Consider the following 22,933-nt stretch of genomic DNA (forward strand, 5'->3'; position numbering starts at 1 on the left):
GGCCCCGGCTCCGGTATCAGGATTCGCTCTTGCCCTGCACGTCGGCCACGACGCGCGCGTTGCGCTGGAAGCTCCAGTACGCGCCGGCCCAGTCCATCATCACGACGATGCGATTGCGAAAGCCGATGAGGAAGTACGCGTGCGCGAACAGCCAGAACAGCCACGCGAGGCGGCCGCTGAAGCGCAGCGGGCCGAAGGGCGTGCCCAGGTCCACCACCGCCGAGTTGCGGCCGATGGTGGCGAGGTTGCCGTAGTCCGCATAGCGGAACGGCACGGTCGGCTGGCCCGCGATGCGGCGCAGGATGTTCGAGGCCGCGGCGCGGCCCATCTGCTTGGCGCCGGGCGACACGCCGGGCACCGGCTTGGGCGGCTTGCCGGGCGCGTGGCTCATGGCGGCCGCGAGGTCGCCCACCACGCTGATCTCGGGGTGGCCCGCAAGACTCAGGTCGGGCTCGACCTTGATGCGGCCCGCGCGGTCGCATTCGACGCCGGTGGCCGTGCCCAGCATGCGGCCCAGCGGCGAGGCCGCGACGCCCGCGGCCCAGACCACGCAGCTGCTATCGATTCGGTAGCTCGCGACCGGTGCGCCGTCCGCGCCGCCGCCGGTCTGCACTTCGAGCCCGGTGGCGTCGATGGCGGTGACGCGCGCATTCAGCCGCACTTCGACGCCGAGCTTTTCCAGCTGTTCGAGCGCCTTCTGGCTCAAGCTTTCGGGCATGGCCTGCAGCACGCGCGGGCCGCCTTCGACCAGCAGCACCTGCGAGCTGCTCGGGTCGATGTGGCGGAACTCGCCCGAGAGCGTGTGCTTGGCGATCTCGGCCAGCGTGCCGGCCATCTCCACGCCGGTCGGGCCGGCGCCGATCACCACGAAGGTGAGCAGGGCGCGGCGGCGGGCGGGGTCGGTGGTGGTCTCGGCGGTCTCGAACGACAGCAGCACGCGGCGGCGGATCTCGAAGGCATCGGCCAGCGTCTTCAGGCCCGGCGCGACGGGCGCCCATTCGTCGTGGCCGAAATAGCTGTGCGTGGCGCCGGCGGCGACGATCAGGTGGTCGTAGGGCACGGCGGTGCCGCTGGCCAGCTGCACCGTGCGGCCGGCCGGATCGATGGCGCTCACCTCGCCCAGCAGCGTGGTGATGTTCGGTTGCTTGCGAAAGAGCGCCCGCACCGGCGCCGCGATGGAGGGCGCGGCGAGCCCGGCGGTGGCCACCTGGTAGAGCAGGGGCTGGAACAGGTGGTGGTTGGTCTTGTCGATCACGGTGACATCGACATCGGCGCGCTGCAGCTTGCGGGCCGCCTCGAGTCCACCGAATCCGCAGCCGACGATGACGACGCTGGGCCGGGCAGGCCCGCTCGAGGAGGTGTTCGTTTGCATCGAACGGATGATACGCAGCCGTCCTGCACGCCCTGCCATCTTGTGCCACAGTGGCTGCCCGTCGAATTTCCGGCGGCGGCCCTGCGGCGTTTTGTCCTACGGACGGCGCCGACCCGGATGGGCTAAAACTTGCTGCTGACCCGACTGGAGACCCCATGACGCTTTCCCGGCCGATCACACAGGCGGCGAGCGCACTGCGCGACAGATTCCGCGACGTGCGCGCCACGACCCTGGCCCTGGCCGCCCCGCTTTCCGCCGAAGACCAGTGCATCCAGTCGATGCCCGATGCGAGCCCGACCAAATGGCATCTGGCGCACACGACGTGGTTCTTCGAGACGGTGCTCCTGCAACCGCATGCCGAGGGCTACCAGCCTTTCGACACGCGATTTCATTACCTCTTCAATTCGTACTACGAAGCGCTCGGCCCGCGGCATCCGCGCCCGCAGCGCGGGCTGCTCACGCGGCCTTCGGTGGACGAGGTGCATGCCTACCGGCGGCACGTGGACGAGGCGGTGCTCGCGTTGCTCGAAGGTGGCGTCGACGAGCAGGACTGGGCGGCGATCGAGCCCATCGTCACGCTCGGGCTGAATCACGAGCAGCAGCACCAGGAGCTGCTGCTCACCGACATCCTGCATGCGCTGTCGTGCAATCCGCTGCTACCTGCGTACAAGGCAGCAAGCGGCCCTGCATTGCGCCTGGCTGCTGTGCCTTCCCCAGTGCGCTGGCTCTCGCAGCATGGCGGCATCGCCGAGGTGGGGCATGCAGGGCAGGACTTTTCTTTCGACAACGAGACGCCGCGCCACAAGGCGCTGCTGCAGCCGTATGCGATTGCGGACCGCTTGGTGAACTGCGGCGACTATGCGCAGTTCATCGCCGATGGCGGCTATCAGCGTGCGGAGCTCTGGCTCTCCGATGGATGGGCCGCGGTGCAGGCCAATGGCTGGCGCCATCCGGCGTACTGGCTCGCGGCCGACGACCCGCGCCTGGACCTCGGAACGCAGCAGCAAGGCACGGCCGAATGGCATGTGTTCGGCCTGCACGGCGTGCGGCCGATGGAGGCCGATGCGCCGGTGGCGCAACTGAGTTTCTATGAAGCCGCTGCATATGCCGAATGGGCCGGCGCACGGCTGCCGACCGAGTTCGAATGGGAGGCCGCGTTCGACGCGCCCGGCATCACGCAGATGACCGGCCATGTCTGGCAGTGGACGCGTTCCTCGTACGACCCGTACCCCGGCTTTCGTCCGATGCCCGGGATCGCAGCCGAATACAACGGCAAGTTCATGGTGGGGCAACTGGTGCTGCGCGGCGGCAGCGTGGCCACGCCGGCCGGGCATGCGCGGCCCAGTTATCGCAACTTTTTTCCGCCGGCAGCGCGCTGGCAATTCTCGGGGCTGCGGCTCGCGAAAGACCTTTGATCATGCGCAATCCAACTTCTTCTTCGTCGCTCTCTTCCTTCGTGGCCTCGAAGTCGGCGAAGACGCCCCGCTCGCCGGCGGCCGTCGTGCCGCTGTCCGAATTCGGGCGGGAAATGCAGGCGGGCCTGGCGCGCACGCCGCGCAGCATTTCGCCCAAGTTCTTCTACGACGCGGCGGGCTCGCAGCTGTTCGACCGCATCTGCGACCTGCCCGAGTACTACCCGACGCGCACCGAGCTGCGCATCCTCGGCGAATGCGCGGACGAGATCGCCGAGCAGATCGGACCGAACGCCGAGATCGTGGAGTTCGGCGCGGGGTCGCTCACCAAGGTGCGGCTGCTGCTCGATGCGCTCGAGTCGCCCAAGCGCTATCTGCCGATCGACATTTCGGGCGAGCACCTCGAGGCGGCGGCGGAGCGGTTGAAGGCGGACTATCCGGCGCTTGTGGTGCAGCCCATTGCTGCGGACTACACGATGCCTTTGGTGCTGCCTGCGCCCCTGGCTGGCGCGGGGCGGCGCGTGGGGTTCTTTCCGGGCTCGACCATCGGGAATTTCGAGCCTGAGGAGGCGCTGGCTTTTCTACAGCTGGCAGCGCGGATGCTGCGCGGCGGCGGGCTCTTGATCGGCGTCGATCTGGTGAAGGCGCCGGAGCGGTTGCATGCGGCTTACAACGATGCGCAAGGGGTGACTGCGGACTTCAATCTGAATCTGTTGCGTCGTGCGAATACCGAGCTGGATGCGGACTTCGATCTGGATGGGTTCGCGCATGCGGCGTTCTACAACGCGCCTCGGCAACGGATCGAGATGCATCTGGTGAGCCGCAAGGCCCAGAGCGTTTCCTTGAATGGGGAACGGTTTGGGTTCGAGGAGGGCGAGACCATTCATACGGAGTACTCGCACAAATTCACTGTGGATGGGTTGCGTGCGCTGGCTGTGCGGGCCGGGTTTCGGCCGGGGGCTGTGTGGACGGATCCGGAGAAGCTCTTCAGTGTTCACTGGCTGGCTGCCTAGTTTTCTTTCCGAGGCCGGGTCTCGCCCCGGCGGGCGACTCACTTTCTTTTGCTTCGCCAAAAGAAAGTAAGCAAAGAAAAGGCGACCCCACTGTCTGCGACCCTCCGCTTCGCTGCGGGCAACCTGCGGTGCTCACGTTTCGCGGGGTCTCGCCGAACTCGCTGCGCTCAGACAGCGGCGAGCCCTGATCCGCGAAACGCTGCGCTCCTCGGCGCAGCCAGAGGGGGGTGGATACCGAACAAGCCATCGCTTCGCTCGGCTTGCGCTCGGGCCTTTGCTTCGCTCGGCCTCCGTGCCCCCACCCCGGCCCTCCCCCAAGGGGGGAGGAAGAAAGACAAGACCTGCAACACAGGGCCTTGATGCATTGCTCCTTCCCCCGCTGGGGGAAGGCTGGGATGGGGGCACGACGGCGCTCGCAACACGGCAGTGCTTCAACGAGCGCCGCGTGCCCCCACCCCAACCCTCCCCCGGAAGGGGAGGGAGCCAATCCAAGCCGAGCGAAGCAAAGGCTCGTGGGTGTCCAGGCGCCGAGCGCAGCGATGGCGTGCCGGTCCCCCAACCCCTTCTGTCTGCGCCGAGGAGCGGAGCGTTTCGCGGACAAGGGCTCGCCGCTGTTTGAGCGAAGCGAGTTCGGCGAGACCCCGCGAAACGCGAGCACCGCAGGTTGCCCGAAGCGAAGCGTAGGGACGCAGACAGCAGGGTCGCCTTTTCTTTGCTTACGTTCTTTTGGCGAAGCAAAAGAAAGTAAGTCGCCCGCCGGGGCGAGACCCGGCCTCGGAAAAAAACCACCTCAATAACGTTCATACATCCCCGAAGAAATCACGCAAGCCAAGCAACGGCACAATACCCAAGCCCCGTGCGCCAGCGATCAGGCCACCGCAACGGCCAGCTCCCCCCGCACCACTCCCCCGGAGATCAGTTCATGAAAGCAACCTGGAACGGCGTCACCATCGCCGAAAGCGACGACACCGTGCTCGTCGAAGGCAACCACTACTTCCCGATGAGTTCGCTCAACCGCGATCACGTCACCTTCAGCAACCACAAGACCACCTGCCCCTGGAAGGGCACCGCGAGCTACTACTCGCTGCTGGTCAACGGCGAGCTCAACACGGACGCCGCCTGGTACTACGCCGACCCGAAGCCCGAAGCCGAGGAAATTCGCGACCGCGTCGCGTTCTGGAAGGATGTGAAGGTCGCCGCGTGACCACCGCCGCCTTCACGCCGCCCTTCATCGATCCCGCCGAACTGCCCGCCGCGCTGCGCGAACAGGGCTACGCGGTGCTCAGCCCGCAGGGCGTGAGCGAGTGGCTCGGCGCACCGCTCTCGCAGCTCGAGGCGCTGCACGCGGACTGGAACGACCTTCCGCCCGACGAGTACCTGAAGGACGGCGGCCGCTACCGCACGCGGCGCCATGCCTGCTTCACCGTCGAGGCCGATGACAACGCCACGCTGCAGCAGGTGCCGCACCGCGCGCACTGGCAGCCGGTCGAATACAACGCGCTGCACGGCGGCATGCAGCGCTGGTTCGCGCCGATGCTCGCGGAGACCATCGTGCAGCCGGTGTGGCAGCGGCTGCTGCAGCACCTGGGTACCGCGGCGAGCGAGATGCGCGGCGCGCCGCAGAAATGGTTCGTCGAAGCGCACCAGTTCCGCATCGACACCGCGGGCGGCATCGGCCGCCCGACCCCCGAAGGCGCGCACCGCGACGGCGTCGATCTCGTGGCTGTCGCATTGGTCGGCCGCCAGGGCATCAAGGGCGGCGAGACGCGCGTGTTCGAGGCCAACGGCCGGCGCGGCGAGCGCTTCACCATGACCGAGCCGTGGACGCTGCTCGTGCTCGACGACGCGCGCGTCATCCACGAATCCACGCCGATCCAGCCGCTCGAAGAGGGCGGCGCGGGCTGGCGCGATACGCTCGTGATCACCTGCCGATCGCAGGGTTTCCAGGGCGATTGAAGCGCTTTGGCGGCACTTGCGGGTGCCGCTGGCCCGAGTCCTACAGCCGCCCACCGGCGTAGCGGTTAAATTCGGGACCCGGTTCGACTTCGAGCCGTGTCTGTCTGCGAACGAAAGCGAGGTCCGCCATGTTCAATCACATCCTGGTTCCCATCGACGGTTCTGAAACTTCCATGCTCGCCGTCAGCAAGGCCAGTGGCCTCGCACTGGCTTTCGGAAGCCGCATCACGCTGATCCACGTGATCGACAACTACCCCTTCATCGGCGTGGGCGCGGACTATGCGCTCGGCCAGAACGAATACCTCGCCGCCGCCACCGCGAGCGCGAATGCGGCCCTCGCACGCGGCGTGGCCGCATTGGCCGCCGAAGGCCTGCACAGCGACCAGCGCGTCATCGACGGGCACGTGGTGCACGAAGGCATCGTGGACACGGCCATCGCCATCGCGGCCGACCTGATCGTGATGGGCTCGCACGGCCGCAGCGGCATCGAGAAGCTGCTGCTGGGCAGCGTCACGCAGCGCGTGCTGCAGGACGCGACCATGCCGGTGCTCGTGGTCAAGGGCGGCTGAGCGAGAAGCCTGAAGGACTCTCGAAGCGAAGGGGCCGCTGCGTCGCCGGGTGCACGAAGGCCAACTCGCTCGCATGCAGCATCAGGCGCGGCGCACGCGCCTGCACCGCGGCATCGCCATACAACGCATCGCCAAGAATCGGATGACCGATCGACAGCAGGTGCACGCGCAGCTGGTGCGAGCGGCCCGTCTCGGGTTCGAGCAGCACATGAGTCGCGCTGATTTCTCCCTGCACCGATGACGCGAGCGCACGCCAGCGCGTGAGGCTGGGCTTGCCCGCGGGGTCGGTCTTCTGCAGGGGCCTGCGCGGCCAGTCGGCCATCAGCGGCGCATCGATGACCGACCAGTCCTCGCGCACGGGCATCGCGCCATCGACGATGGCTTCGTAGCGCTTGTGCACCTGCCGGTCGGCAAAGGCCGCGCTCAATGCGCGCTGCATGTCCAGGCTGCGCGCCATCACCACGAGGCCGCTGGTGGCCATGTCCAGGCGGTGCACGACGAGCGCAACGGGCCATTGGCGCATCGCACGGGCGCTCAGGCAGTCCTGCTTGTCGTCGCCGCGGCCGGGCACGCAGAGCAGGCCCGCGGGCTTCTCCAGCACCAGCAGGTGGGCGTCTTCGTGAATCGGTTGCAGCGGCGGCGCGGTCATGGAGGAAGCGAGTGTAGAGAGGGCGCGAAGGGCAGGCAGGGAGGGCATTGCGCCTTGCTAACGGGCGGCTCACGGCGCCTGGGCTATCCTCGACGCACAATGTCCGGCTCCGCTTCCGCCTCCGCTTCCTCTCCCCAGCCCAGCTTTTCCGACCTGACGCGCGAGCGCCCCTTCATGCACATGTGGACGGCGCGGCTCTTCGGCACCGCCGCCTCGCAGATGCTGCTGGTGGCCATCGGCTGGCACATGTACGAGCTCACCAGCAGCGCCTGGGACCTGGGCCTCGTCGGGCTCTACCAGTTCGTTCCCGCGCTGCTGCTGGCGCTGCTGGCCGGGCACATCGTGGACCGCCACCACCGCGGCCGCATCGTGGCGGCGTGCTTCGCGGTGCAGGGGCTCGTGGGCCTCGTGCTGCTCCTGGCCGTGCTGGAAAAGCACGACACGCGTGGCCTGCTGCTCGGGCTCTCGCTGGTGCTGGGCGCGGTGCGCGCCTTCCAGATGCCGGCGCAGCAGGCGTTGACGCCGCTGCTGGTGCCGCCCTCGATGCTCGCGCGGGCCATGGCCTTCAGCTCGGCCGGCATGCAGGGCGCGATCATCGGCGGACCCGCGCTCGGCGGCTTGCTTTTCGTGGCGGGCATGTCGGTGGTGTACGGCGCGAGCGTGGCGTTCTTCGTCGTCGCCTGCGTGCTGGTGCTGCGGCTGCGCTATGCCTACACGCCGGCCGCGCGCGAGCCGGTCACGCTGTCCACGGTGTTCGCGGGCGTCGATTTCATCTGGAAGCGCAAGCCCGTGCTCGGCGCCGTCTCGCTCGACCTGTTCGCGGTGCTGCTGGGCGGCGCGGTGGCGCTGCTGCCGATCTATGCGAAGGACATCCTGCATACCGGCCCCTGGGGGCTCGGCCTCTTGCGCGGCGCGCCCGCGGTGGGAGCGCTGGTGATGTCGATCGCGCTCACGCGGCGGCCGGTCGAGCGCCACGTGGGGCGCACGCTGCTCCTGGCCATCGGGCTCTTTGGCCTGTGCATGGTGGTGTTCGGCATTTCGAAGAGTTTCATCGTCTCGCTCATCGCGCTCGCGGTGTCGGGCGGGGCGGACATGGTCAACGTGGTGATCCGCCAGACGCTGGTGCAGCTGGAGACGCCCGATGCGATGCGCGGGCGGGTGAGCGCGGTCAACTCGATCTTCATCGGCGCGAGCAACCAGCTGGGCGAATTCGAATCGGGCGCCACGGCGGCGCTGCTCGGGCCCGTGGGGTCGGTGGTGGTGGGCGGCGTGGGAACGATGCTGGTGGCGCTGACGTGGTTCAAGCTGTTCCCGTCGCTGGCGCAGCGCGATCGCCTCGTGGTGGCGATGCCTTCTGGCGCCAAGCCCATCGCGCCGATCAAGCCCGCGGAGCCGGTCTAGAAAACCGAAAAGGCTTTCGGCGCGTCGAGCGTGAGGTCGTCCAGCGCCTCGGCCACGCAGGGCAGGATCCAGCCCTCGTCCTTTTCGTCGGCGCTCAGGCCGGGCCATTCGATGATGTGGCGCACATGGCCCGACACCAGCTGGCAGATGCAGGTGCGGCAGGTGCCGTTGCGGCAGGAGCTCGGCAGTTCGATGCCGGCCGCCTCGGCCGCTTTCAAAAGCGTGGTGCCCGGTTCGGTCTCGAAGCCGAGGCCCGAGGGCTCGAGGCGGACCTTCATTCCCGGGGCGGCTGTTGTTGCTGCTGCTGCTCGCGGCGCTGTTCGCGCAGCATGAAGAGATAAAGGCTCTCGACCTTCTCGCGTGCCCACGGCGTCTTGCGCAGGAACTTGAGGCTGGAGCCCACGCTCGGGTCGATCTGGAAGCAACGGATGGGAACGAGCTCGCCGAGTTGTTCCCAGCCGTACCAATCGGCCAGCGAGGTGACGATGGCCTCCAGCGTGAGCCCGTGCAGCGGGTTGCGGGGTTGGGCCGGTTTGGCCGGGGCCTCCGGCGGGGGCCCGGCCGGTGCCTCGTCGGTCACTTGTTCTTGAGCTTGCCGCGCGGAATCACCGCCGTGGTGATCGTGCGGACCGGCTCGATGCCGCCGGTGCCCACGGGCTTGGGCGGCGAGGTGTCCTTCTTCGGTTTCTTGGCTTCCTTGGTGCTGCGTTGCTGACTCTTTGCCATGACTTTTCTCCAGTTGATGCTACGGATGCAGCGGGCAGTTTAGCGGTGCGGCGACAATAGCCGGTTCCATCCGATTTCCTGCATTCATGTCCGATTACGAAGTTCGCCCCGCCACGATGCGCGACGCCAAGGCCGTCGCCGAAGTCCATGCCCTGGCCGCCAAGGCCGCCTACGAAGGCATCCTCCCCGAAGAAGAGCTGCGCACGCTGGCCCCGGCCACCCGCGAAGCCAAGTGGCGCGAAGCCATCGAATACAGCGAGCCGCAGGTGCAGGTGGCCACGCTGGACGGCGAAATCGTCGGCTTCGTCGGCTTCGACCGCTCGCGCGACCCCAAGACGCCGTCCACCACGGGCGAGCTCTGGGCCATTTACGTCAAGCCCGAGCACTGGGGCAAGGGCGTGGGCGTCGCCCTCTGGGACGCCGCGCGCGAGGGCCTCGAGGAAGAGGGCTGCACCACGGTCACCATCTGGGTGCCCATTCGCAACGACCGCGCCATGCGCTTCCACGAGCTCGCGGGCTTCAAGCGCGAGATGAAGACCGCCAAGACCACGCTGCTGGGCACCGTGCGCATCGAAGAAATCCGCCTCAAGCGCACCGTCGCCTGACCGCATGACGACACCGACCGCGCCGGACGCCGGCCACAGCAACCACGCGGCGCGGGTGCTCGCGCACCAGCGCCGCACGACCCTCGTGCAATGGATTCGCCGCACGCACGGCTGGTTCGGCCTCTGGGGCGCGGTGCTGGGGCTCCTGTTCGGTTTCAGCGGCATCTGGCTCAACCACCGCAACGTGCTCAAGCTGCCGCAGGCCCAGGAGCGCACGCGCGCCCAGCTGGCGCTGCCCGATCCGGTGCCCGCAACGCCCGAGGCGATGAGCCAGTGGCTGCAGGGCGCGCTGCGCATGAGCGGGCCGCCCGCTTCGTCGCGCATCGAACCGGCCAAGCCGGTGGCGTGGGCCGACAAGAGCGACAAGACCGCGCCCGCGCTCACGCAGCCGGCGCACTGGGTCTTCAACTTCGGCGGGCCCAACGAGACCGTGCAGGCCGACTACTGGCAGGGCAATCGCTCGGTCGGCGTCAACACCACGCACAACGGCTTCGTCGCCACGCTCACCAGCATGCACAAGGGCGGCGGCATGCCGCTCGCGTGGATCTTGTTGGTGGACACGCTGGCCGGCAGCCTGATCTTCCTGTCGCTCTCGGGCGTGGCGCTGTGGATGCTCACGCACCGCCGCCGCCGCGTGGGCCTGGCGCTCTTCGGCGCGTCGCTGGCCGCGGTGCTGGCCATCGCGCTCAGCGCGCTCTGACCGGCGGCGCGCAGGCTGCCGCAAACGGTTATTGCGCGCGCGCGCAGCCGCTGCGGCTAAGCTCGCCGCTTCTTTTTCAGACTGACCTTTTCACATGGCCACCAGCCTGCTCCTGCTGCTCGACGACATCGCGACCGTCCTGGACGACGTGTCGATCCTCACCAAAGTCGCCGCCAAGAAGACGGCCGGCGTGCTCGGCGACGACCTCGCGCTCAACGCGCAGCAGGTCTCCGGCGTCAGGGCCGAGCGCGAAATTCCGGTGGTCTGGGCGGTTTGCAAGGGCTCGTTCATCAACAAGGCCATCCTGGTGCCCGCGGCGCTGGCCATCGGCACCTGGCTGCCTTGGCTGGTGACGCCGCTCCTGATGGTCGGCGGCGCCTTCCTCTGCTTCGAGGGCGCCGAAAAGCTCGCGCACAAGTTCCTGCACAAGAAGGAACACGAAGCCGACACAGAACGTCACGAGAAGGCCGTGGCCGACGAGGCGGTCGACGTGGTGGCGATCGAGAAGGACAAGATCAAGGGCGCCGTGCGCACCGACTTCATCCTCTCGGCCGAAATCATCGCGATCACGCTCGGCACCGTGCAGGGCCAGCCATTCACCACGCAGCTGAGCGTGCTGGTGGGCATCGCGCTGATCATGACCATCGGCGTCTACGGCCTGGTGGCCGGCATCGTGAAGCTCGACGACGCGGGCCTCTACCTGAGCCAGCGCGCGAGCGCCGCCGCCCGGGCCCTGGGCCGCGGCATCCTGGCCACGGCGCCCTGGCTCATGAAAGCGCTGTCGGTCGCCGGCACGGCCGCCATGTTCCTCGTGGGCGGCGGCATCCTGGTGCACGGCGTGCCCGCGTTCGGCCATGCGGTCGAAGACTGGGCCAAGGCCACGGGCGGCGTGTTCGGCACGCTGGGCTCGATGGGCGTGAACGCCGTCGTGGGGCTCGTTGCTGGCGCGATCGTGCTGGCGGTCGTGGAGCTCGTGGGCAAGCTGCGCGGCAAGAAAAGCTGAGTCTGCCGCCGCGCGCTCATCGCGACGAAACCCGCCGAACGGCGGGTTTTTTCTTTCAGGGGCGCTGCTTGTTGCGCTGGAACAGCCCGACGCCGACCAGCGCGATGCCCAGCACCAGCGCGAACCAGCCGACGATGTACGCGCCCGCCACCATCTCGAACCAGCGCGTGCCCTGCAGGAAGCGCGGCGCCAGCAGGACGGCGGCGCCGATGACGAGGCAGAGGATGCCGCGTTCGAGCGTGCGGAGGGTGCGTTGGGGTTTGGCCATGGCTTGTCGTTTTCAGTCGGTCGGGGCAGTGAGGCGGGCGGTCAGTGCGTCATTGTCCCGCGCATCGCCGCCGGGTGTCCTTGCAGCGGAACCGACTTCCCCGTCGGCACCAGCGTGTCGCCATCGACGCGCAGGATCGTGATGTCCTGGTCGATGAAATTCCCCACGTAGAGGTACTTGCCGTCCGCGCTCCACACCGCGCCTTCGGGCAGGCCGCGCACCACCACTTCGTTGGCGCGCGTGACCTTCTTGCCGTCGATCTTGAGCAGCACCACCGAGCCGTTGCGGTTGTAGAAGTAGGCGTTCTTCGCCGAGTTGCTGCCGCGCAGGATCACCGCCACCGCGTGCTTGCCAGTGGGGCTCACGGCCAGGCCTTCGGGGCCGTCGCCGACCACCACCTTGTCGATCACGCGCGGCGGCGCGGCTTCCATGTCGATCACGCTGACCGTGTCGACCTGCCCGTCCGATGCGCCCGAGTTGCCGTTGTCGGCCGTGAGCGCGAGCTTGCCGTCGGGCGTCACATCCACGTTGTAGGGCCACAGGCCCGCCGCGAGGTCGACCTTGTTGTAGCTGACCTTCTCGCCGTTCACCTCGAGCAGCGCGATCTTGTGGGTCGGAAACTTGGTCGCCAATGCGCGCTTGCCATCGGGCGTGAAGCGCACGTGCGCCACCGAATCGTTCATGGCCACGGTGTCGATGAGCGTCACCTTCTTGCCCGCGATGCGCAGCACGCTCACCGAGTTGTCGGCGCGGTTGGCCACCAGCGCGAGCGTGCCCGCGCGGTTGATCGACAAGCCCGAGGGCTGCTTGCCGACTGCGAGCGTGTCGATCAATTTCGGCGGCGTCGCGGTCAGGTCGATCACGAAGAGGCGGTTGTCGGGCACCTGCTTTCTCACGCCGTTTTCCTCGACCACGTTGAGCGAGTTGGCGACGAGCGCGAGCGTTTCGCCGGGCATGATCGCCAGGTTCGTCGGCGGGCCGGCGATGGTGTTGTCCAGCTGCAGCGTGCCGACGACTTTGGGTGCGAGCGGGTCGGTGCCGATGTCGAGCACCTGCACCGTGTCGCGCCCCATGGGGCCGAGGATGACGGCGCCCGCATCGCTCCACGATTGTTTCTCGTCGTTGGCCACGATCATCAACTGGCGCTGCGGCACGGTGGGGGTGAGGTTGGTGCAGCCCGAAATCGCTGCAAGAACGGCGAGGGCGAGGGCAGCCGGCGCGGCTGAGTGGAACTTCATGGCGTTGTCTCCGTTGTTGTGTGTCGTTGTCGCGCGGGCCTTGCGGCCGCAGCGCATCGTAGCGGCACAATCGTCCGGCCCAACCTCCGAGAGCCACCCGCATGACCATCGAGATATCCAAGGAAGCGCGCCAGCAGGCCATCGCCTCGATCGAGCGCTACTTCATCGAGAACATGGAAGAGAAGATCGGCAACATCGCCGCCGGCGCGCTGCTCGGCTTCTTCCTGGAGGAGGTCGGCCCCATCGTCTACAACAAGGCGGTGGCCGAGGTGCAGGAGCGGCTGCAGTCGCGCATCTCCGAAGTCGATCTCGAAGTGCACGAGGACGAGTTCCAGTACTGGCGCAAGTTCGACAGGCAGAAAAAGGGCAAGTAGGCCCGGGCGTCGCGCGCACGCATCGCCTGGCATTCAAAGATGCTTCCAAACGTTGCAGAATCCCAAGCCATGCAACTCCACCGCCCGACCACCCGCCTTTCGCCTTCCTCGCTGCTGCGCACCCTGGTCTTCGTGCCGCTCGTGCTGGCCGCATCCCTCGCCGCCGCCCAGCAGGAGCCGCCCTCGGCGTTTCCCCTGGACGCCGCCGGCTACCTGAACGAGGAACTGCCGCGCATGGAGGCCGCCATCGCCGCCAGGGACCGCAGCTTCTTCCACGGCGCGATGGTCCGCACGGTGCAGTTCTCCGAACGCTGGGGCTTCAAGGTGAAGGCCAATCCGGACCTCGCGGCCTACCCGATGTGCACTTCGGCGGTGATGGACTACGTGGTCGTCGGCATGTGCAGGCTCACGCCCGGCGACGAGGCCTGCGAGCCCGGCCTCGCACCACGTTTCGATGCCAATGTGCAGCGCTGCCGCGAAGTGGCGGCGCGAAAATAGTCTTCCGATCTTTTCAACGAAGAAGAAAGTCCTCGTCCTTTCGGACAAGGGACGGAGACACCATGGACTACACCCGCTACCAGACCCTCGCCATCACCCGCCGCGGCGCCAACGGCACCGTGCTCGACATCCAGATGCGCGCGGCCAACGGCAAACTGCCCACCGCCGGCCATGATGGCCACCGCGAGCTCGCCGAGATCTGGCGCGACATCTCGGCCGACGACACGGTGCGCTGTGCGGTGCTGCGGGGCGAGGGCCTGGGCTTCTCGGGCGGCGGCGACCTCTCGCTGGTGCAGGACATGGCCACCGACGATGCCATCCGCCAGCGCGTGTGGAAAGAGGCGCGCGACCTCGTCTACAACATCATCAATTGCGACAAGCCCATCGTGAGCGCGATGCACGGCCCGGCCGTGGGTGCGGGGCTGGTGGCCGGCCTGCTCGCCGACATTTCCATCGCCACGAAGACCGCGAAGATCGTCGACGGCCACACGCGCCTGGGCGTGGCGGCGGGCGACCATGCGGCGATCGTCTGGCCGCTCCTGTGCGGCATGGCCAAGGCCAAGTACCACCTGCTGCTGTGCGAGCCGGTGAGCGGCGAGGAGGCCGAGCGCATCGGGCTGGTGTCGCTCGCCGTGGAAGAGGCCGACCTCTTGCCGCGCGCCTACGAAGTGGCCGACCGGCTCGCGGCCGGCAGCCAGAGCGCGATCCGCTTCACCAAGTACGCGCTCAACAACTGGCTGCGCCAGGCCGGCCCGACCTTCGACGCCTCGCTCGCGCTCGAATTCATGGGCTTCGCGGGCGCCGACGTGCGCGAGGGCGTGGCGTCGCTGCGCGAGCGGCGCGCGCCGAACTTCGGCTGAAGTCCGGCTTGCCGCGTCAGGCCTTCTTCAGGCCTTCTTCAGGCCTTGCAGCGTCTGCAGCAGCACGACGCGCGTCTGCCCGAGCACCATGCCCTTCCACTCGTCGTTGTCGCAGTAGAACGCGTCGCGCAGCCCCTGGCGGATCTCGCGCTTCTGCGCTTGCGGCGCCTCGGGGTGGCGGCGCAGCCAGGTGTCGGCGCGCAGGCGCGTGAGCACCTCGCCATCGGGCAGCGTGCCGAATTCGAGGCCCATCGGCGCGATGCTCGCGTTCGGGCATTCGTCGTACGCGATCGACACCACGGGTCCCGACACGTCGGCCGAAGCCGAGTCGCCCGCGAAGGGCGCGAACACGTCGGCGCCCCACCACGCATGTGCCTGCGCAAGATCGGCGGGCGTGTTGCGGCCCGGGTAGATCTTCTCGCCGTGGCCGTAGGGGCCGAGGCCGGTGTGGATGTCGATCCAGCCGATGTGCGTGGCCGAAGCCGCGTACTTGCGCAGGATGGCGCGCATCGTGCCGTTGCTCCACGAGGGCGCGGTGCCGCCGTAGAAGAGGCCATCGGGCGACACGTACTGGCCCTTGGTGACGGCCGCGCGGAAGGCGCGCATGCCGTGCTTCTCGACATAGGCGGCCACTGCTGCCTCATCGGCCGGCGTCGGCGGCCAGGTGGCGGTCAGCACCAGCGGCTCGACGTCGGCGTACTCCGCGTTCACCGGCAGCGGCGCGTTGAAGTCGATGTGGTTGCGGTTCAGGTCGATGTTGTCTTCGTTCGTGCGGTGCAGGTGAGAAAACCCGTGCGGGTTGACCGCATGCACCAGCAGCAGCGCCACGCCGGCCTGTTCGAGCCGGGAGATCAGGTCGGCGTCGTGCAGCGTCGCCACCTGCGCGCCCGAGCCGCAGAAGCCCTCGGGGCCGTGCGTGCCGGAGGTGACGAGCAGCAGCTTCTTCGCGTCCGTCGCGCCGATCAGCGCCACGTCGGTGGCGAGTTCCTCGCCGAGCGCGCCGCGGTGCGCGGGATGCACGAACGATTCGATGGCCGCGCCGCGCTGGGCCGCGGCCTCGAGGAACTTGGCGCGGGCTTCGACATACGTGCCTGAGAAGTGGCGCGTGGCGGCGGTGGGTTGTGCTTGCATGGGGTGGGGCTCCTGAATGGAATCGTGGGAATGTTTTTGTTTCAGGCCGGCGCGTGGGCGCCCGCTGCGTCGATGTCGCGGCCCGTATGGTCGCGCAGCCAGATCAGGCCGAGCAGCGAGATCACCGTCATCGCCACGAGGTACCAGGCCGGCGCGAGCTTGCTGCCGGTGGCGCTGACCAGCCAGGTGCTGATGAAGGGCGCAAAGCCCCCGAAGAGCGCCACGCCCACGCTGTAGACCAGCGACATGCCGCTCGCGCGCACGCGCTTGGGAAACATCTCCGGCAGCATCGTGATGCCCGGCACCGTCTGCACCACCAGGCCGATGCTCAGCACGCCGAGCACGGTGAACAGCACCGCGGGCGTGGGCGAGGCGTTGAGCCACAGAAAACCCGGGTAGATCAGGATCGCCATCACGACGCGGCTCCAGAAGATGAGCGTCTTGCGGCCCACGATGTCCGAGAGCTTGCCCACGAACGGCGCGAACGCGAACGAGATCAGCCCCGTGAGCGCCGCACCGAAGAGCGCCACCGAGGGCGTGAGGCCCAACTCGCGCACGGCATACGTGGGCATGTAGAAGGTCACCACATACGCAGCCGTGGTGCCGCCGACGATCGCCAAAATTGCGGCCAGCACCGTCTTGCCGTGCTGCGTGCAGACGATCTTCAGGCTGCTCTCGCGCGGCGCGGCCGCCTGTTCGGGCGAGACGTGCAGCGACTCTTCGAGGTGGCGGCGGATGTACATGCCCACCGGCGCGATCAGCATGCCGATGACGAAAGGCACGCGCCAGCCCCAGCTCTGCATCGCTTCGGGCGTGAGCGAGAACGTGAGCGCGCCCACCACGATGGCGCCGAGCATCACGCCCAGGCCCTGGCTGGCGAACTGCCAGCTCGCCATGTAGCCGCGGTTGGCGGGCGTGGCGTGCTCCACCAGCAGCGTGGTCGATGCGCCCACTTCGCCGCCGGCCGAGAAGCCCTGGATGAGCCGCGCCAGCACGATGACGATCGGCGCCGCGACGCCGATGGCCGCGTAGGTCGGCGTGAAGGCGATGAGCGCGCAGCCCAGCGCCATGAGGAAGATGGTGAGCGTCATGGCTTTCTTCCGGCCCGCGCGGTCGGCGTACGCGCCGATCACGATGCCGCCCAGCGGCCGCATGATGAAGCCGACGCCGAAGCTCGCCACCGTCAGCAGCAGCTGGCCATACGAATTGAAGGTCGGAAAGAAGAGCTTGCCGATCACCAGCGCCAGGAACCCGTAGACCGTGAAGTCGAAGAACTCGAGCCCGTTGCCGATGGTGGTGGCGACGATGGTCTGGCGCCGGCGGGCGGAGGAGGGCTGCGTCTGCGTCGGCGTCGACGTATGGGGGATGCTCATGTCTCTCCAGGTGTGCTTTGGTGTGATCTGGTTGGAAGGTGGTGCGACCGCGGCGGATGCTAGAGACTCGCTGCTGTCATGAAAAGACAATAATTGGGCGATAACGATAACTTTAGGTTGTCATGAAAAGCGCCCGACAACACGCCCGATAGAGCGCCCGATGAAACCCAACCAGTTGCACGCCTTCGTCGCGGTGGTCGAGCAGATGAGCATCCGCGCCGCCGCGCGCGTGCTGGGGCTCTCGCAGCCCGCGGTGACCAAGATCGTGCGCGAGCTGGAGCGCGAGGTCGGCGCGCCGCTGGTGGAGCGCAGCGTCAAGGGCGTGCGGCTCACCGAGTTCGGCCAGGCCTTCGCGCCGCGCGCGCGGCTGCTGCTGGCCGACATGCAGCGCGCCCGCGACGAGATCGCGCAGATTCGCGACGGTGCGACCGGCTCGGTGTCGATGGCGGTGAGCGCCTCGTTCGCGCTCACCGTGCTGCCTGCGGCGTTCAAGGATTTCCACACCCGGCTGCCCGCGGTCGACGTGCAGTTCAGCGAGGCGGTGCTGCCCTGGATGCTCGCGCGGCTGCGCGACGGCTACCTCGATTTCGCCGTGGCCCACGTGGTGCCCGGCACGCTCGATGCGCAGTTCGAGGCGCTGGAGCTCTTCCCGGTGCAACTGGTGGTGGGCATGCGCGATCGCCATCCGCTGCGGGGCGCGCGCTCGCTGCACGACCTGTACGGCGGCGAATGGATCCTGCCGGGCGACGACCATGGCGGGGGCGATTCGGTGTCGCCGCTCTTCACCCCGCTGGGCCTGCCGCCGCCGGCCCGCATCATCCAGGGGCAATCGGTCACGGTGGCGCTGGGGCTGGTGGGGCACATGGACCTGATCGGCCTGTTCGTCGAGCCGCTGGTCAAGCTCACGTTCAAGCGGCACGGCATCCGGCGCATCGACGTGGTGGAGACGCTGCCGGTGCTGAACGTGTGCGTGGTGCGGCGACGGGGTCAGCTGCCGACGCCGGCGGCGCAGCATTTCATCGAGTGCATCCAGCGCGCCTCGGCGGCTGCGATGGCAGGCTAGGGCAAAGGAAAATCGATGCCCGCTTCGCCCGTCTTCCAGGGCGCGTACTTGGGCATGGCGCGGGCGAACAGCTCCGACGCGGTCCATGCGGACAGCCAGGCGTGCAGGCGAGGCCAGGGCTGGGCATCGAACCATGCGGCATCGACCATCGCGAACTGGCGCACGAAGGGCATGAGGGCCGCATCGGCCAAGGTCGCATGCGTGCCCGCCAGATGCGGCGAGGCCGAGAGCCGGGCTTCGAGGCCGCGCAGGAACGCCGCACCGCGCTCGCGCGCCGCATGCGCCGTGTCGTCGAATCGATTGGGGTATTTGTAGCGGTCGAGCTGCGGCTTGAAGTCGCCGTCGCACGCGGCCACCAGCGCGAGCAGGTCGTCGATGGTGCCGGCATCGGGTTGCAGCCAGCGCTGCGGATCGTTGCGCCGCAGGGCCCACAGCATGATGTCCAGGCTCTGTTCAAGCACCGCGCCGTCGGCCATTACCAGCACGGGCACAGTGCCCTTGGGCGAAGCGGCCAGCATCTCGGCGGGCTTGTCGCGCAGCACGATCTCGCGCAGCGCGCAACGGGTGTCGCTCGCGATCAGCGCGAGCCTGGCGCGCATCGCATAGGGGCAGCGGCGGAACGAATAGAGAACGGGGAGGGCGGTGGAAGGCATGCGAGCGGCCGATTTTCCGCCAGCGCGGCCGGCTCGCGCCCGGCCGGGTTTTTCAACACAATGGGCCGATGGGTGAACGCCTCTTCCTCCGGCTCGACGACGATCCGCTGCACGGGCCGGAATCGGGTGTGCCCGCCGGCACGCTGCGCGCGGTGCCGGTGAGCGCGGCGCTGCGTCCGCATGTCTCGCACATCCTGCTGTACCGCGAGACCTTCGCCGCGGGGCACGAGGTGCACGAGCGCGTGCTGCCCGATGGCGCGGTGCGCCTGGTCTTCAATCTCGGCGAGGCGCCTTCCGCGGGCGATGGCGCGGGACTCCCCGTGGAGGCGATCGGCGCATCCGTCGCGCCGGTCGTGGTGCGCATGCGCGACAAGGTGGAGGGCGTGTCCGTCACGCTGCGGCCCGGCGCGGCGGCCGCGCTGCTGGGCCTGCCCGCCGGCGAGATCGCGGGGCAGGCCGTGCACCTGGACGAGCTCTGGCAAGGCCGCGCGGCCGATCTGCTGGCGCGCATGGCCGAGGCGCCCGACGATGCCGCGCGCGCGGCGCTGCTTCAGTCCGCGCTGGAGCGCCGCTTGCTCGAAAGCCGCTGCACCGCGCACCACGCCGCGATGCACGCGGCCCGCCTCATCGCGGAATCGGGCGGTCGCAAACCCTTGCGTGACGTGGCGGCGGCCGTCGGTGTCGGCGAGCGGCGGCTGCAGCAGCTCTTCCATGCGCATGTCGGGCTGTCGCCGCGCGCCTGGGCGCGATTGGCGCGGCTGCACGAGTGCCTCCGCGCGTTGCGGTTGCAGCCCGCGCCGGCCTGGGCCGACGTGGCGGTGGAGAGCGGCTTCTACGACCAGTCGCACCTGGTCAACGAATTCCGCGCGCTCTGCGGCGTCACGCCGACCGAGTTCATGGGCCATGCGATTTCGGGTTCTTCCAAGACGCCCGGCTGAGGGCGCACTATCTTCGTCGGCGTTCAAACCAAGGAGCACCGGATGACGCAGAACGAGAACACGAGCCGCCCGCTGAAGGATTGCGTGGCGGTGGTCACGGGGGCCAGCCGCGGCGCGGGGCGCGGCATCGCGATGGAGCTGGGCGCGGCCGGCGCCACGGTGTACGTGACCGGCCGCAGCACGCGCGCGCAGCCCGCCGACACCTATGGGCAGTTGCAGGCCCTGTCCGATATGCCGGAGGTGCCCGGCAGCATCGACGACACCGCCGACGAAGTCACGCGCATGGGCGGGCGCGGCATCGCGGTGCGCTGCGACCACACCCGCGAAGAAGACGTGAAGGCGCTCTTCGCGCAAGTCGAGCGCGAGGCCGGCCGCATCGACCTGCTCGTGAACAACGCGTGGGGCGGCCACGAGACCTTCAACGGCGTGTTCGACGCGCCCTTCTGGGAGCACCCGCTCGCCAACTGGGATTCGATGTTCGACCGCGGCGTGCGCAACCACCTCGTGGCCAGCCGCATCGCCGCGCCGCTGATGGTGTGCGCCGGGCGCGGCCTGATCGTGACCACCACCTTCTGGGACCGCGGCCACTACATGAAGGGCAACCTCTTCTACGACCTCGCGAAAGCCTCGATGACGCGGCTGGCCTTCGGCATGGCGCAGGATCTCAAGCCGCACGGCGTGGCCTCCGTCGCCGTGTCGCCGGGCTGGATGCGCACCGAATTCGTGCTGGCCGGTCACAAGACCGACGAGGCGCACTGGCAGGAGCGGCCCGCACTGGCGAACACCGAATCGCCGCGCTACCTCGGCCGCGCGGTGGCCGCGTTGGCAGGTGATTCGCAGGTGCTGGAGAAAACGGGTGAAGTGCTGCGCGTGGCCGACCTGGCGAAGACCTACGGCTTCACCGACATCGACGGCCGGCAGGTGAAGGCCTTCGAGATGTAGGACGGCGCGCCCCTGCGATTCGCGAACTGTTCGGACCGGGGCAGGGCGGCTACGGGCACAGCATGGACTGACAGGAGGCAACATCCCCATGTCTTTCCAAGCCCAACTTCAACCTGCCGGACAACTTGCAAGCGCCAACCCCGTGCGCCTGCCCAACGAGAGCGCCGCCTATCGCGAGGCACGCACCGCGCTGCTGGCCGAAGAGATCGAGCTGCGCCGGCACTGCGAGCGCGTCGCCGAGCAGCGGCGCCAGTTACCGCCAGGCGGCGAGGTGCCCGAGGACTACGCTTTCCAGGGACCGAATGGCCCCGTGAAGCTCTCCGGACTCTTCGGCAAGCACGACACGCTGATCACCTACAACTGGATGTACGGCCCCCAGCGCGAGCGGCCGTGCCCCATGTGCACGTCGCTCCTGAGCGCCTACGACGGCGAGATGCCCGACATCCTGCAGCGCGTGGCCTTCGCGGTGATCGCCACTTCGCCGATCGAGAGGATGCGCGCTTTCGCCGTGGAGCGCGGCTGGCGCCACCTGCCGCTCTACTCGTCGGCCGGCAGCCATTTCAACCGCGACTACGCCGGCGAGACGCCCGACAGCGGCGACAACGCGGCGTTCAACGTGTTCCACCGCAGCGGCGGCACCATCCGCCATTTCTGGGCCGCCGAGATGGGCGCAGGCAGCGCGGACCCGGGGCAGGACCCGCGCGGCGCACCCGACCCGATGCCGATCTGGAACCTGCTGGACATGACGCCCGAGGGCCGCGGCAAGGACTGGTATCCGAAGCTGAGCTACTGACCGCTCTTTGGGGGTGGGGTTGCAGCAAGTGCAACCTTGTTGCGATTGATCCCTATAATGCAATGCTGTTGCATCTATGGATTGCGCTCCCATGCCCCATCGCCTCCCCGTCACCGTCCTGTCCGGCTTCCTCGGCGCGGGCAAGACAACCTTGCTGAACCACATCCTGCACAACCGCGAGGGTCGCCGCGTGGCGGTCATCGTCAACGACATGAGCGAGGTCAACATCGACGCAGCGCTGGTGCGTGACGGCGGCGCCAAGCTCTCCCGCACCGAAGAGAAGCTGGTCGAGATGAGCAACGGCTGCATCTGCTGCACGCTGCGCGAAGACCTGCTCATCGAGGTGAACCGCCTGGCGAAGGAGGGGCGCTTCGACCAGCTGGTGATCGAATCCACCGGCATCTCCGAACCCCTCCCCGTCGCCGAGACCTTCACCTTCGCAGGCGAGGACGGCAAGAGCCTGGCCGACGTCGCGCGGCTGGACACCATGGTGACCGTGGTCGATGCCTTCAACTTCCTGCGCGACTACGGCTCGCCCGACAGCCTGGGCCAGCGCGGCCAGTCGCTCGGCGACGAGGACACGCGCACGGTGGTGGACTTGCTGATCGAGCAGATCGAGTTCTGCGATGTGCTGGTGGTCAACAAGACCGACCTCGTCACCGCCGAAGAGCGCGAGCGGCTGATGGCGATCTTGCAGAGCTTGAATCCGCGTGCGCGCATCGAGATGTCGCAGTTCGGCCGCGTCGCGCTCGACCGCGTGCTCGACACGGGGCTCTTCGATTTCGAGCAGGCCGAGCAGGCGCCGGGTTGGCTCGCCGAGCTGCGTGGCGAGCACGTGCCCGAGAGCGAGGCCTACGGCATCCGCAGCTTCGTGTACCGCTCGCGCCTGCCGTTCCATCCGAAGCGCTTCTGGGACCTGGTGCAAGGCGAGTGGGAGGGTGTGGTGCGCTCCAAGGGATTCTTCTGGCTCGCGAGCCGCGCCACGCGCGCGGGCTCGTGGTCGCAGGCCGGCGGCGCCTGCCGCTACGGCGCGGCGGGGTTCTGGTGGGCGGCCGTGCCGCGCGAGCATTGGCCGACCGAGCCGGAGGCGCTGGAGACGATCCACAAGAACTGGGACCCGGCCACGGGCGATGCGCGGCAGGAACTGGTGCTGATCGGCATCGGCATGGACGAAGCCGCGCTGCGTGCGCGGCTGAATGCGTGTCTGCTCACGGACAACGAGATGCGCTTCGGCCCCTCGTGGTGGCAGAACCTGCCCGATCCGTTCCCGTCCTGGAACGTCTAGAAAACGGCATTGCGGGAAACGGCGCGGAACCGGCTTTGCCGGGCCGCGGGCGTTGCCCCCGGAAGGGGGTTGGCGAAGCGACACGAAGTGCGCGAAGACTGGGGGAGAGCC

General features: G+C 68.4%; 27 protein-coding genes. 17 read left to right on the forward strand and 10 right to left on the reverse strand.

What is annotated here, in order from left to right; all coding sequences use genetic code 11:
• Window positions 1–16 precede the first annotated feature (16 nt).
• On the reverse strand, window positions 17–1,372 hold the full coding sequence (locus JC881_RS18730; RefSeq protein WP_198787216.1) for an NAD(P)/FAD-dependent oxidoreductase: 1,356 nt from the start codon (window positions 1,370–1,372) through the stop codon (window positions 17–19).
• A gap of 155 nt (window positions 1,373–1,527) precedes the next feature.
• Between JC881_RS18730 and egtB the strand changes: the two genes are divergently transcribed.
• The 5 genes from egtB (at window position 1,528) to JC881_RS18755 (ending at window position 6,322) form a co-directional block, all read left to right on the forward strand.
• Window positions 1,528–2,787: an ergothioneine biosynthesis protein EgtB gene (gene egtB / locus JC881_RS18735; RefSeq protein WP_198787217.1), complete on the forward strand. Its 1,260-nt coding sequence runs from the start codon at window positions 1,528–1,530 to the stop codon at window positions 2,785–2,787.
• A gap of 113 nt (window positions 2,788–2,900) precedes the next feature.
• Window positions 2,901–3,797, forward strand: coding sequence for an L-histidine N(alpha)-methyltransferase (gene egtD, locus JC881_RS18740; protein WP_233101907.1), 897 nt, complete (start codon window positions 2,901–2,903; stop codon window positions 3,795–3,797).
• Window positions 3,798–4,719: 922 nt separating this feature from the next.
• Window positions 4,720–5,001 (forward strand): DUF427 domain-containing protein, encoded by a 282-nt coding sequence (locus JC881_RS18745; protein WP_198787219.1) that lies wholly within the window; start codon window positions 4,720–4,722, stop codon window positions 4,999–5,001.
• Entirely contained in the window at window positions 4,998–5,753 is a 756-nt protein-coding gene (locus tag JC881_RS18750; protein ID WP_198787220.1) for a 2OG-Fe dioxygenase family protein, read from the forward strand. Before JC881_RS18745 ends, JC881_RS18750 begins: the two co-directional genes overlap by 4 nt.
• Before the next feature lie 128 nt (window positions 5,754–5,881).
• Window positions 5,882–6,322 (forward strand): universal stress protein, encoded by a 441-nt coding sequence (locus JC881_RS18755; RefSeq protein ID WP_013542598.1) that lies wholly within the window; start codon window positions 5,882–5,884, stop codon window positions 6,320–6,322.
• Here the strand turns inward: JC881_RS18755 and JC881_RS18760 are convergent.
• The gene (locus JC881_RS18760; RefSeq protein ID WP_198787221.1) at window positions 6,309–6,971 is read right to left on the reverse strand and encodes an RluA family pseudouridine synthase; all 663 of its coding nucleotides are present in this window, start codon (window positions 6,969–6,971) and stop codon (window positions 6,309–6,311) included. The two genes, JC881_RS18755 and JC881_RS18760, sit on opposite strands and share 14 nt — an antisense overlap.
• A gap of 99 nt (window positions 6,972–7,070) precedes the next feature.
• Here JC881_RS18760 and JC881_RS18765 point away from each other — a divergent pair, with 99 nt between their 5' ends.
• On the forward strand, window positions 7,071–8,372 hold the full coding sequence (locus JC881_RS18765) for an MFS transporter (RefSeq protein ID WP_269823192.1): 1,302 nt from the start codon (window positions 7,071–7,073) through the stop codon (window positions 8,370–8,372).
• On the opposite strand, the gene JC881_RS18770 is transcribed toward JC881_RS18765, so the two are convergent.
• Genes JC881_RS18770 through JC881_RS18780 form a run of 3 tightly spaced genes read right to left on the reverse strand, consistent with a single transcriptional unit; the run spans window position 8,369 to window position 9,098 of the window.
• Window positions 8,369–8,650 carry a 2Fe-2S iron-sulfur cluster-binding protein gene (locus tag JC881_RS18770; RefSeq protein WP_198787223.1) on the reverse strand — a complete coding sequence of 94 codons (282 nt, stop codon included), beginning with the start codon at window positions 8,648–8,650 and terminating at the stop codon, window positions 8,369–8,371. The two genes, JC881_RS18765 and JC881_RS18770, sit on opposite strands and share 4 nt — an antisense overlap.
• On the reverse strand, window positions 8,647–8,952 hold the full coding sequence (locus tag JC881_RS18775; protein ID WP_198787224.1) for a VF530 family DNA-binding protein: 306 nt from the start codon (window positions 8,950–8,952) through the stop codon (window positions 8,647–8,649). The genes JC881_RS18770 and JC881_RS18775 overlap by 4 nt, the downstream gene beginning before the upstream one ends.
• Complete coding sequence (locus JC881_RS18780; protein WP_013542593.1) at window positions 8,949–9,098, reverse strand: hypothetical protein; 150 nt, start codon at window positions 9,096–9,098, stop codon at window positions 8,949–8,951. Before JC881_RS18780 ends, JC881_RS18775 begins: the two co-directional genes overlap by 4 nt.
• An 86-nt stretch (window positions 9,099–9,184) precedes the next feature.
• Here JC881_RS18780 and JC881_RS18785 point away from each other — a divergent pair, with 86 nt between their 5' ends.
• From JC881_RS18785 to JC881_RS18795, 3 genes are all read left to right on the forward strand, one after another.
• Window positions 9,185–9,703: a GNAT family N-acetyltransferase gene (locus JC881_RS18785; RefSeq protein ID WP_198787225.1), complete on the forward strand. Its 519-nt coding sequence runs from the start codon at window positions 9,185–9,187 to the stop codon at window positions 9,701–9,703.
• Between the two features lie 4 nt (window positions 9,704–9,707).
• Window positions 9,708–10,403, forward strand: a complete 696-nt coding sequence (locus JC881_RS18790; protein ID WP_198787226.1) for a PepSY-associated TM helix domain-containing protein — start codon at window positions 9,708–9,710, stop codon at window positions 10,401–10,403.
• 94 nt (window positions 10,404–10,497) lie between these two features.
• On the forward strand, window positions 10,498–11,406 hold the full coding sequence (locus tag JC881_RS18795; protein WP_198787227.1) for a DUF808 domain-containing protein: 909 nt from the start codon (window positions 10,498–10,500) through the stop codon (window positions 11,404–11,406).
• 55 nt (window positions 11,407–11,461) lie between these two features.
• Here JC881_RS18795 and JC881_RS18800 read toward each other — a convergent pair whose 3' ends face one another.
• Together JC881_RS18800 and JC881_RS18805 are read right to left on the reverse strand one after the other, a co-directional pair.
• Window positions 11,462–11,674 (reverse strand): hypothetical protein, encoded by a 213-nt coding sequence (locus tag JC881_RS18800; protein ID WP_198787228.1) that lies wholly within the window; start codon window positions 11,672–11,674, stop codon window positions 11,462–11,464.
• A gap of 41 nt (window positions 11,675–11,715) precedes the next feature.
• Complete coding sequence (locus tag JC881_RS18805) at window positions 11,716–12,912, reverse strand: lactonase family protein (protein ID WP_198787229.1); 1,197 nt, start codon at window positions 12,910–12,912, stop codon at window positions 11,716–11,718.
• 101 nt (window positions 12,913–13,013) lie between these two features.
• Here JC881_RS18805 and JC881_RS18810 point away from each other — a divergent pair, with 101 nt between their 5' ends.
• The 3 genes from JC881_RS18810 to JC881_RS18820 all read left to right on the forward strand — a co-directional run bounded on the left by JC881_RS18810 (window position 13,014) and on the right by JC881_RS18820 (window position 14,644).
• Window positions 13,014–13,286 (forward strand): DUF2164 domain-containing protein, encoded by a 273-nt coding sequence (locus tag JC881_RS18810; protein ID WP_198787230.1) that lies wholly within the window; start codon window positions 13,014–13,016, stop codon window positions 13,284–13,286.
• A gap of 69 nt (window positions 13,287–13,355) precedes the next feature.
• Window positions 13,356–13,784 (forward strand): hypothetical protein, encoded by a 429-nt coding sequence (locus tag JC881_RS18815; RefSeq protein ID WP_198787231.1) that lies wholly within the window; start codon window positions 13,356–13,358, stop codon window positions 13,782–13,784.
• A gap of 62 nt (window positions 13,785–13,846) precedes the next feature.
• A complete protein-coding gene (locus JC881_RS18820) occupies window positions 13,847–14,644 on the forward strand; it encodes an enoyl-CoA hydratase/isomerase family protein (protein WP_198787232.1) in 798 nt (265 codons plus the stop codon).
• A 27-nt stretch (window positions 14,645–14,671) separates the two neighbouring features.
• Here the strand turns inward: JC881_RS18820 and JC881_RS18825 are convergent, their stop codons facing one another.
• Window positions 14,672–15,775, reverse strand: coding sequence for a M14 family metallopeptidase (locus JC881_RS18825; protein WP_198787233.1), 1,104 nt, complete (start codon window positions 15,773–15,775; stop codon window positions 14,672–14,674).
• 41 nt (window positions 15,776–15,816) lie between these two features.
• Window positions 15,817–17,148: an MFS transporter gene (locus tag JC881_RS18830; protein ID WP_198787234.1), complete on the reverse strand. Its 1,332-nt coding sequence runs from the start codon at window positions 17,146–17,148 to the stop codon at window positions 15,817–15,819.
• 160 nt (window positions 17,149–17,308) lie between these two features.
• On the opposite strand from JC881_RS18830, the gene JC881_RS18835 reads away from it, so the two are divergent.
• The gene (locus tag JC881_RS18835; RefSeq protein ID WP_198787235.1) at window positions 17,309–18,211 is read left to right on the forward strand and encodes a LysR substrate-binding domain-containing protein; all 903 of its coding nucleotides are present in this window, start codon (window positions 17,309–17,311) and stop codon (window positions 18,209–18,211) included.
• On the opposite strand, the gene JC881_RS18840 is transcribed toward JC881_RS18835, so the two are convergent.
• On the reverse strand, window positions 18,208–18,864 hold the full coding sequence (locus tag JC881_RS18840; RefSeq protein ID WP_198787236.1) for a glutathione S-transferase: 657 nt from the start codon (window positions 18,862–18,864) through the stop codon (window positions 18,208–18,210). The genes JC881_RS18835 and JC881_RS18840 overlap by 4 nt on opposite strands.
• Window positions 18,865–18,932: 68 nt before the next feature.
• Here JC881_RS18840 and JC881_RS18845 point away from each other — a divergent pair, with 68 nt between their 5' ends.
• The 4 genes from JC881_RS18845 (at window position 18,933) to zigA (ending at window position 22,822) form a co-directional block, all read left to right on the forward strand.
• Window positions 18,933–19,802 (forward strand): helix-turn-helix transcriptional regulator, encoded by an 870-nt coding sequence (locus JC881_RS18845; RefSeq protein ID WP_198787237.1) that lies wholly within the window; start codon window positions 18,933–18,935, stop codon window positions 19,800–19,802.
• 42 nt (window positions 19,803–19,844) lie between these two features.
• Complete coding sequence (locus JC881_RS18850; RefSeq protein WP_198787238.1) at window positions 19,845–20,744, forward strand: SDR family oxidoreductase; 900 nt, start codon at window positions 19,845–19,847, stop codon at window positions 20,742–20,744.
• A gap of 88 nt (window positions 20,745–20,832) precedes the next feature.
• On the forward strand, window positions 20,833–21,537 hold the full coding sequence (locus JC881_RS18855) for a DUF899 family protein (RefSeq protein ID WP_198787239.1): 705 nt from the start codon (window positions 20,833–20,835) through the stop codon (window positions 21,535–21,537).
• A gap of 91 nt (window positions 21,538–21,628) precedes the next feature.
• On the forward strand, window positions 21,629–22,822 hold the full coding sequence (gene zigA, locus JC881_RS18860; RefSeq protein WP_198787240.1) for a zinc metallochaperone GTPase ZigA: 1,194 nt from the start codon (window positions 21,629–21,631) through the stop codon (window positions 22,820–22,822).
• Window positions 22,823–22,933: the final 111 nt, after the last annotated feature.

The organism is Variovorax sp. IB41 (assembly GCF_016405905.1).
Classification (GTDB): Bacteria; Pseudomonadota; Gammaproteobacteria; order Burkholderiales; family Burkholderiaceae_C; genus Variovorax.

What these genes read in the sequence shown, in the direction of transcription:
- JC881_RS18730 (WP_198787216.1), bottom strand. Translation starts at nt 1,372, where the DNA reads ATGCAAACGAACACCTCCTCGAGCGGGCCTGCCCGGCCCAGCGTCGTC.
- egtB (WP_198787217.1), top strand. Translation starts at nt 1,528, where the DNA reads ATGACGCTTTCCCGGCCGATCACACAGGCGGCGAGCGCACTGCGCGAC.
- egtD (WP_233101907.1), top strand. Translation starts at nt 2,901, where the DNA reads ATGCAGGCGGGCCTGGCGCGCACGCCGCGCAGCATTTCGCCCAAGTTC.
- JC881_RS18745 (WP_198787219.1), top strand. Translation starts at nt 4,720, where the DNA reads ATGAAAGCAACCTGGAACGGCGTCACCATCGCCGAAAGCGACGACACC.
- JC881_RS18755 (WP_013542598.1), top strand. Translation starts at nt 5,882, where the DNA reads ATGTTCAATCACATCCTGGTTCCCATCGACGGTTCTGAAACTTCCATG.
- JC881_RS18760 (WP_198787221.1), bottom strand. Translation starts at nt 6,971, where the DNA reads ATGACCGCGCCGCCGCTGCAACCGATTCACGAAGACGCCCACCTGCTG.
- JC881_RS18765 (WP_269823192.1), top strand. Translation starts at nt 7,071, where the DNA reads ATGTCCGGCTCCGCTTCCGCCTCCGCTTCCTCTCCCCAGCCCAGCTTT.
- JC881_RS18770 (WP_198787223.1), bottom strand. Translation starts at nt 8,650, where the DNA reads ATGAAGGTCCGCCTCGAGCCCTCGGGCCTCGGCTTCGAGACCGAACCG.
- JC881_RS18780 (WP_013542593.1), bottom strand. Translation starts at nt 9,098, where the DNA reads ATGGCAAAGAGTCAGCAACGCAGCACCAAGGAAGCCAAGAAACCGAAG.
- JC881_RS18785 (WP_198787225.1), top strand. Translation starts at nt 9,185, where the DNA reads ATGTCCGATTACGAAGTTCGCCCCGCCACGATGCGCGACGCCAAGGCC.
- JC881_RS18790 (WP_198787226.1), top strand. Translation starts at nt 9,708, where the DNA reads ATGACGACACCGACCGCGCCGGACGCCGGCCACAGCAACCACGCGGCG.
- JC881_RS18795 (WP_198787227.1), top strand. Translation starts at nt 10,498, where the DNA reads ATGGCCACCAGCCTGCTCCTGCTGCTCGACGACATCGCGACCGTCCTG.
- JC881_RS18800 (WP_198787228.1), bottom strand. Translation starts at nt 11,674, where the DNA reads ATGGCCAAACCCCAACGCACCCTCCGCACGCTCGAACGCGGCATCCTC.
- JC881_RS18805 (WP_198787229.1), bottom strand. Translation starts at nt 12,912, where the DNA reads ATGAAGTTCCACTCAGCCGCGCCGGCTGCCCTCGCCCTCGCCGTTCTT.
- JC881_RS18810 (WP_198787230.1), top strand. Translation starts at nt 13,014, where the DNA reads ATGACCATCGAGATATCCAAGGAAGCGCGCCAGCAGGCCATCGCCTCG.
- JC881_RS18815 (WP_198787231.1), top strand. Translation starts at nt 13,356, where the DNA reads ATGCAACTCCACCGCCCGACCACCCGCCTTTCGCCTTCCTCGCTGCTG.
- JC881_RS18820 (WP_198787232.1), top strand. Translation starts at nt 13,847, where the DNA reads ATGGACTACACCCGCTACCAGACCCTCGCCATCACCCGCCGCGGCGCC.
- JC881_RS18825 (WP_198787233.1), bottom strand. Translation starts at nt 15,775, where the DNA reads ATGCAAGCACAACCCACCGCCGCCACGCGCCACTTCTCAGGCACGTAT.
- JC881_RS18830 (WP_198787234.1), bottom strand. Translation starts at nt 17,148, where the DNA reads ATGAGCATCCCCCATACGTCGACGCCGACGCAGACGCAGCCCTCCTCC.
- JC881_RS18835 (WP_198787235.1), top strand. Translation starts at nt 17,309, where the DNA reads ATGAAACCCAACCAGTTGCACGCCTTCGTCGCGGTGGTCGAGCAGATG.
- JC881_RS18840 (WP_198787236.1), bottom strand. Translation starts at nt 18,864, where the DNA reads ATGCCTTCCACCGCCCTCCCCGTTCTCTATTCGTTCCGCCGCTGCCCC.
- JC881_RS18845 (WP_198787237.1), top strand. Translation starts at nt 18,933, where the DNA reads ATGGGTGAACGCCTCTTCCTCCGGCTCGACGACGATCCGCTGCACGGG.
- JC881_RS18850 (WP_198787238.1), top strand. Translation starts at nt 19,845, where the DNA reads ATGACGCAGAACGAGAACACGAGCCGCCCGCTGAAGGATTGCGTGGCG.
- JC881_RS18855 (WP_198787239.1), top strand. Translation starts at nt 20,833, where the DNA reads ATGTCTTTCCAAGCCCAACTTCAACCTGCCGGACAACTTGCAAGCGCC.
- zigA (WP_198787240.1), top strand. Translation starts at nt 21,629, where the DNA reads ATGCCCCATCGCCTCCCCGTCACCGTCCTGTCCGGCTTCCTCGGCGCG.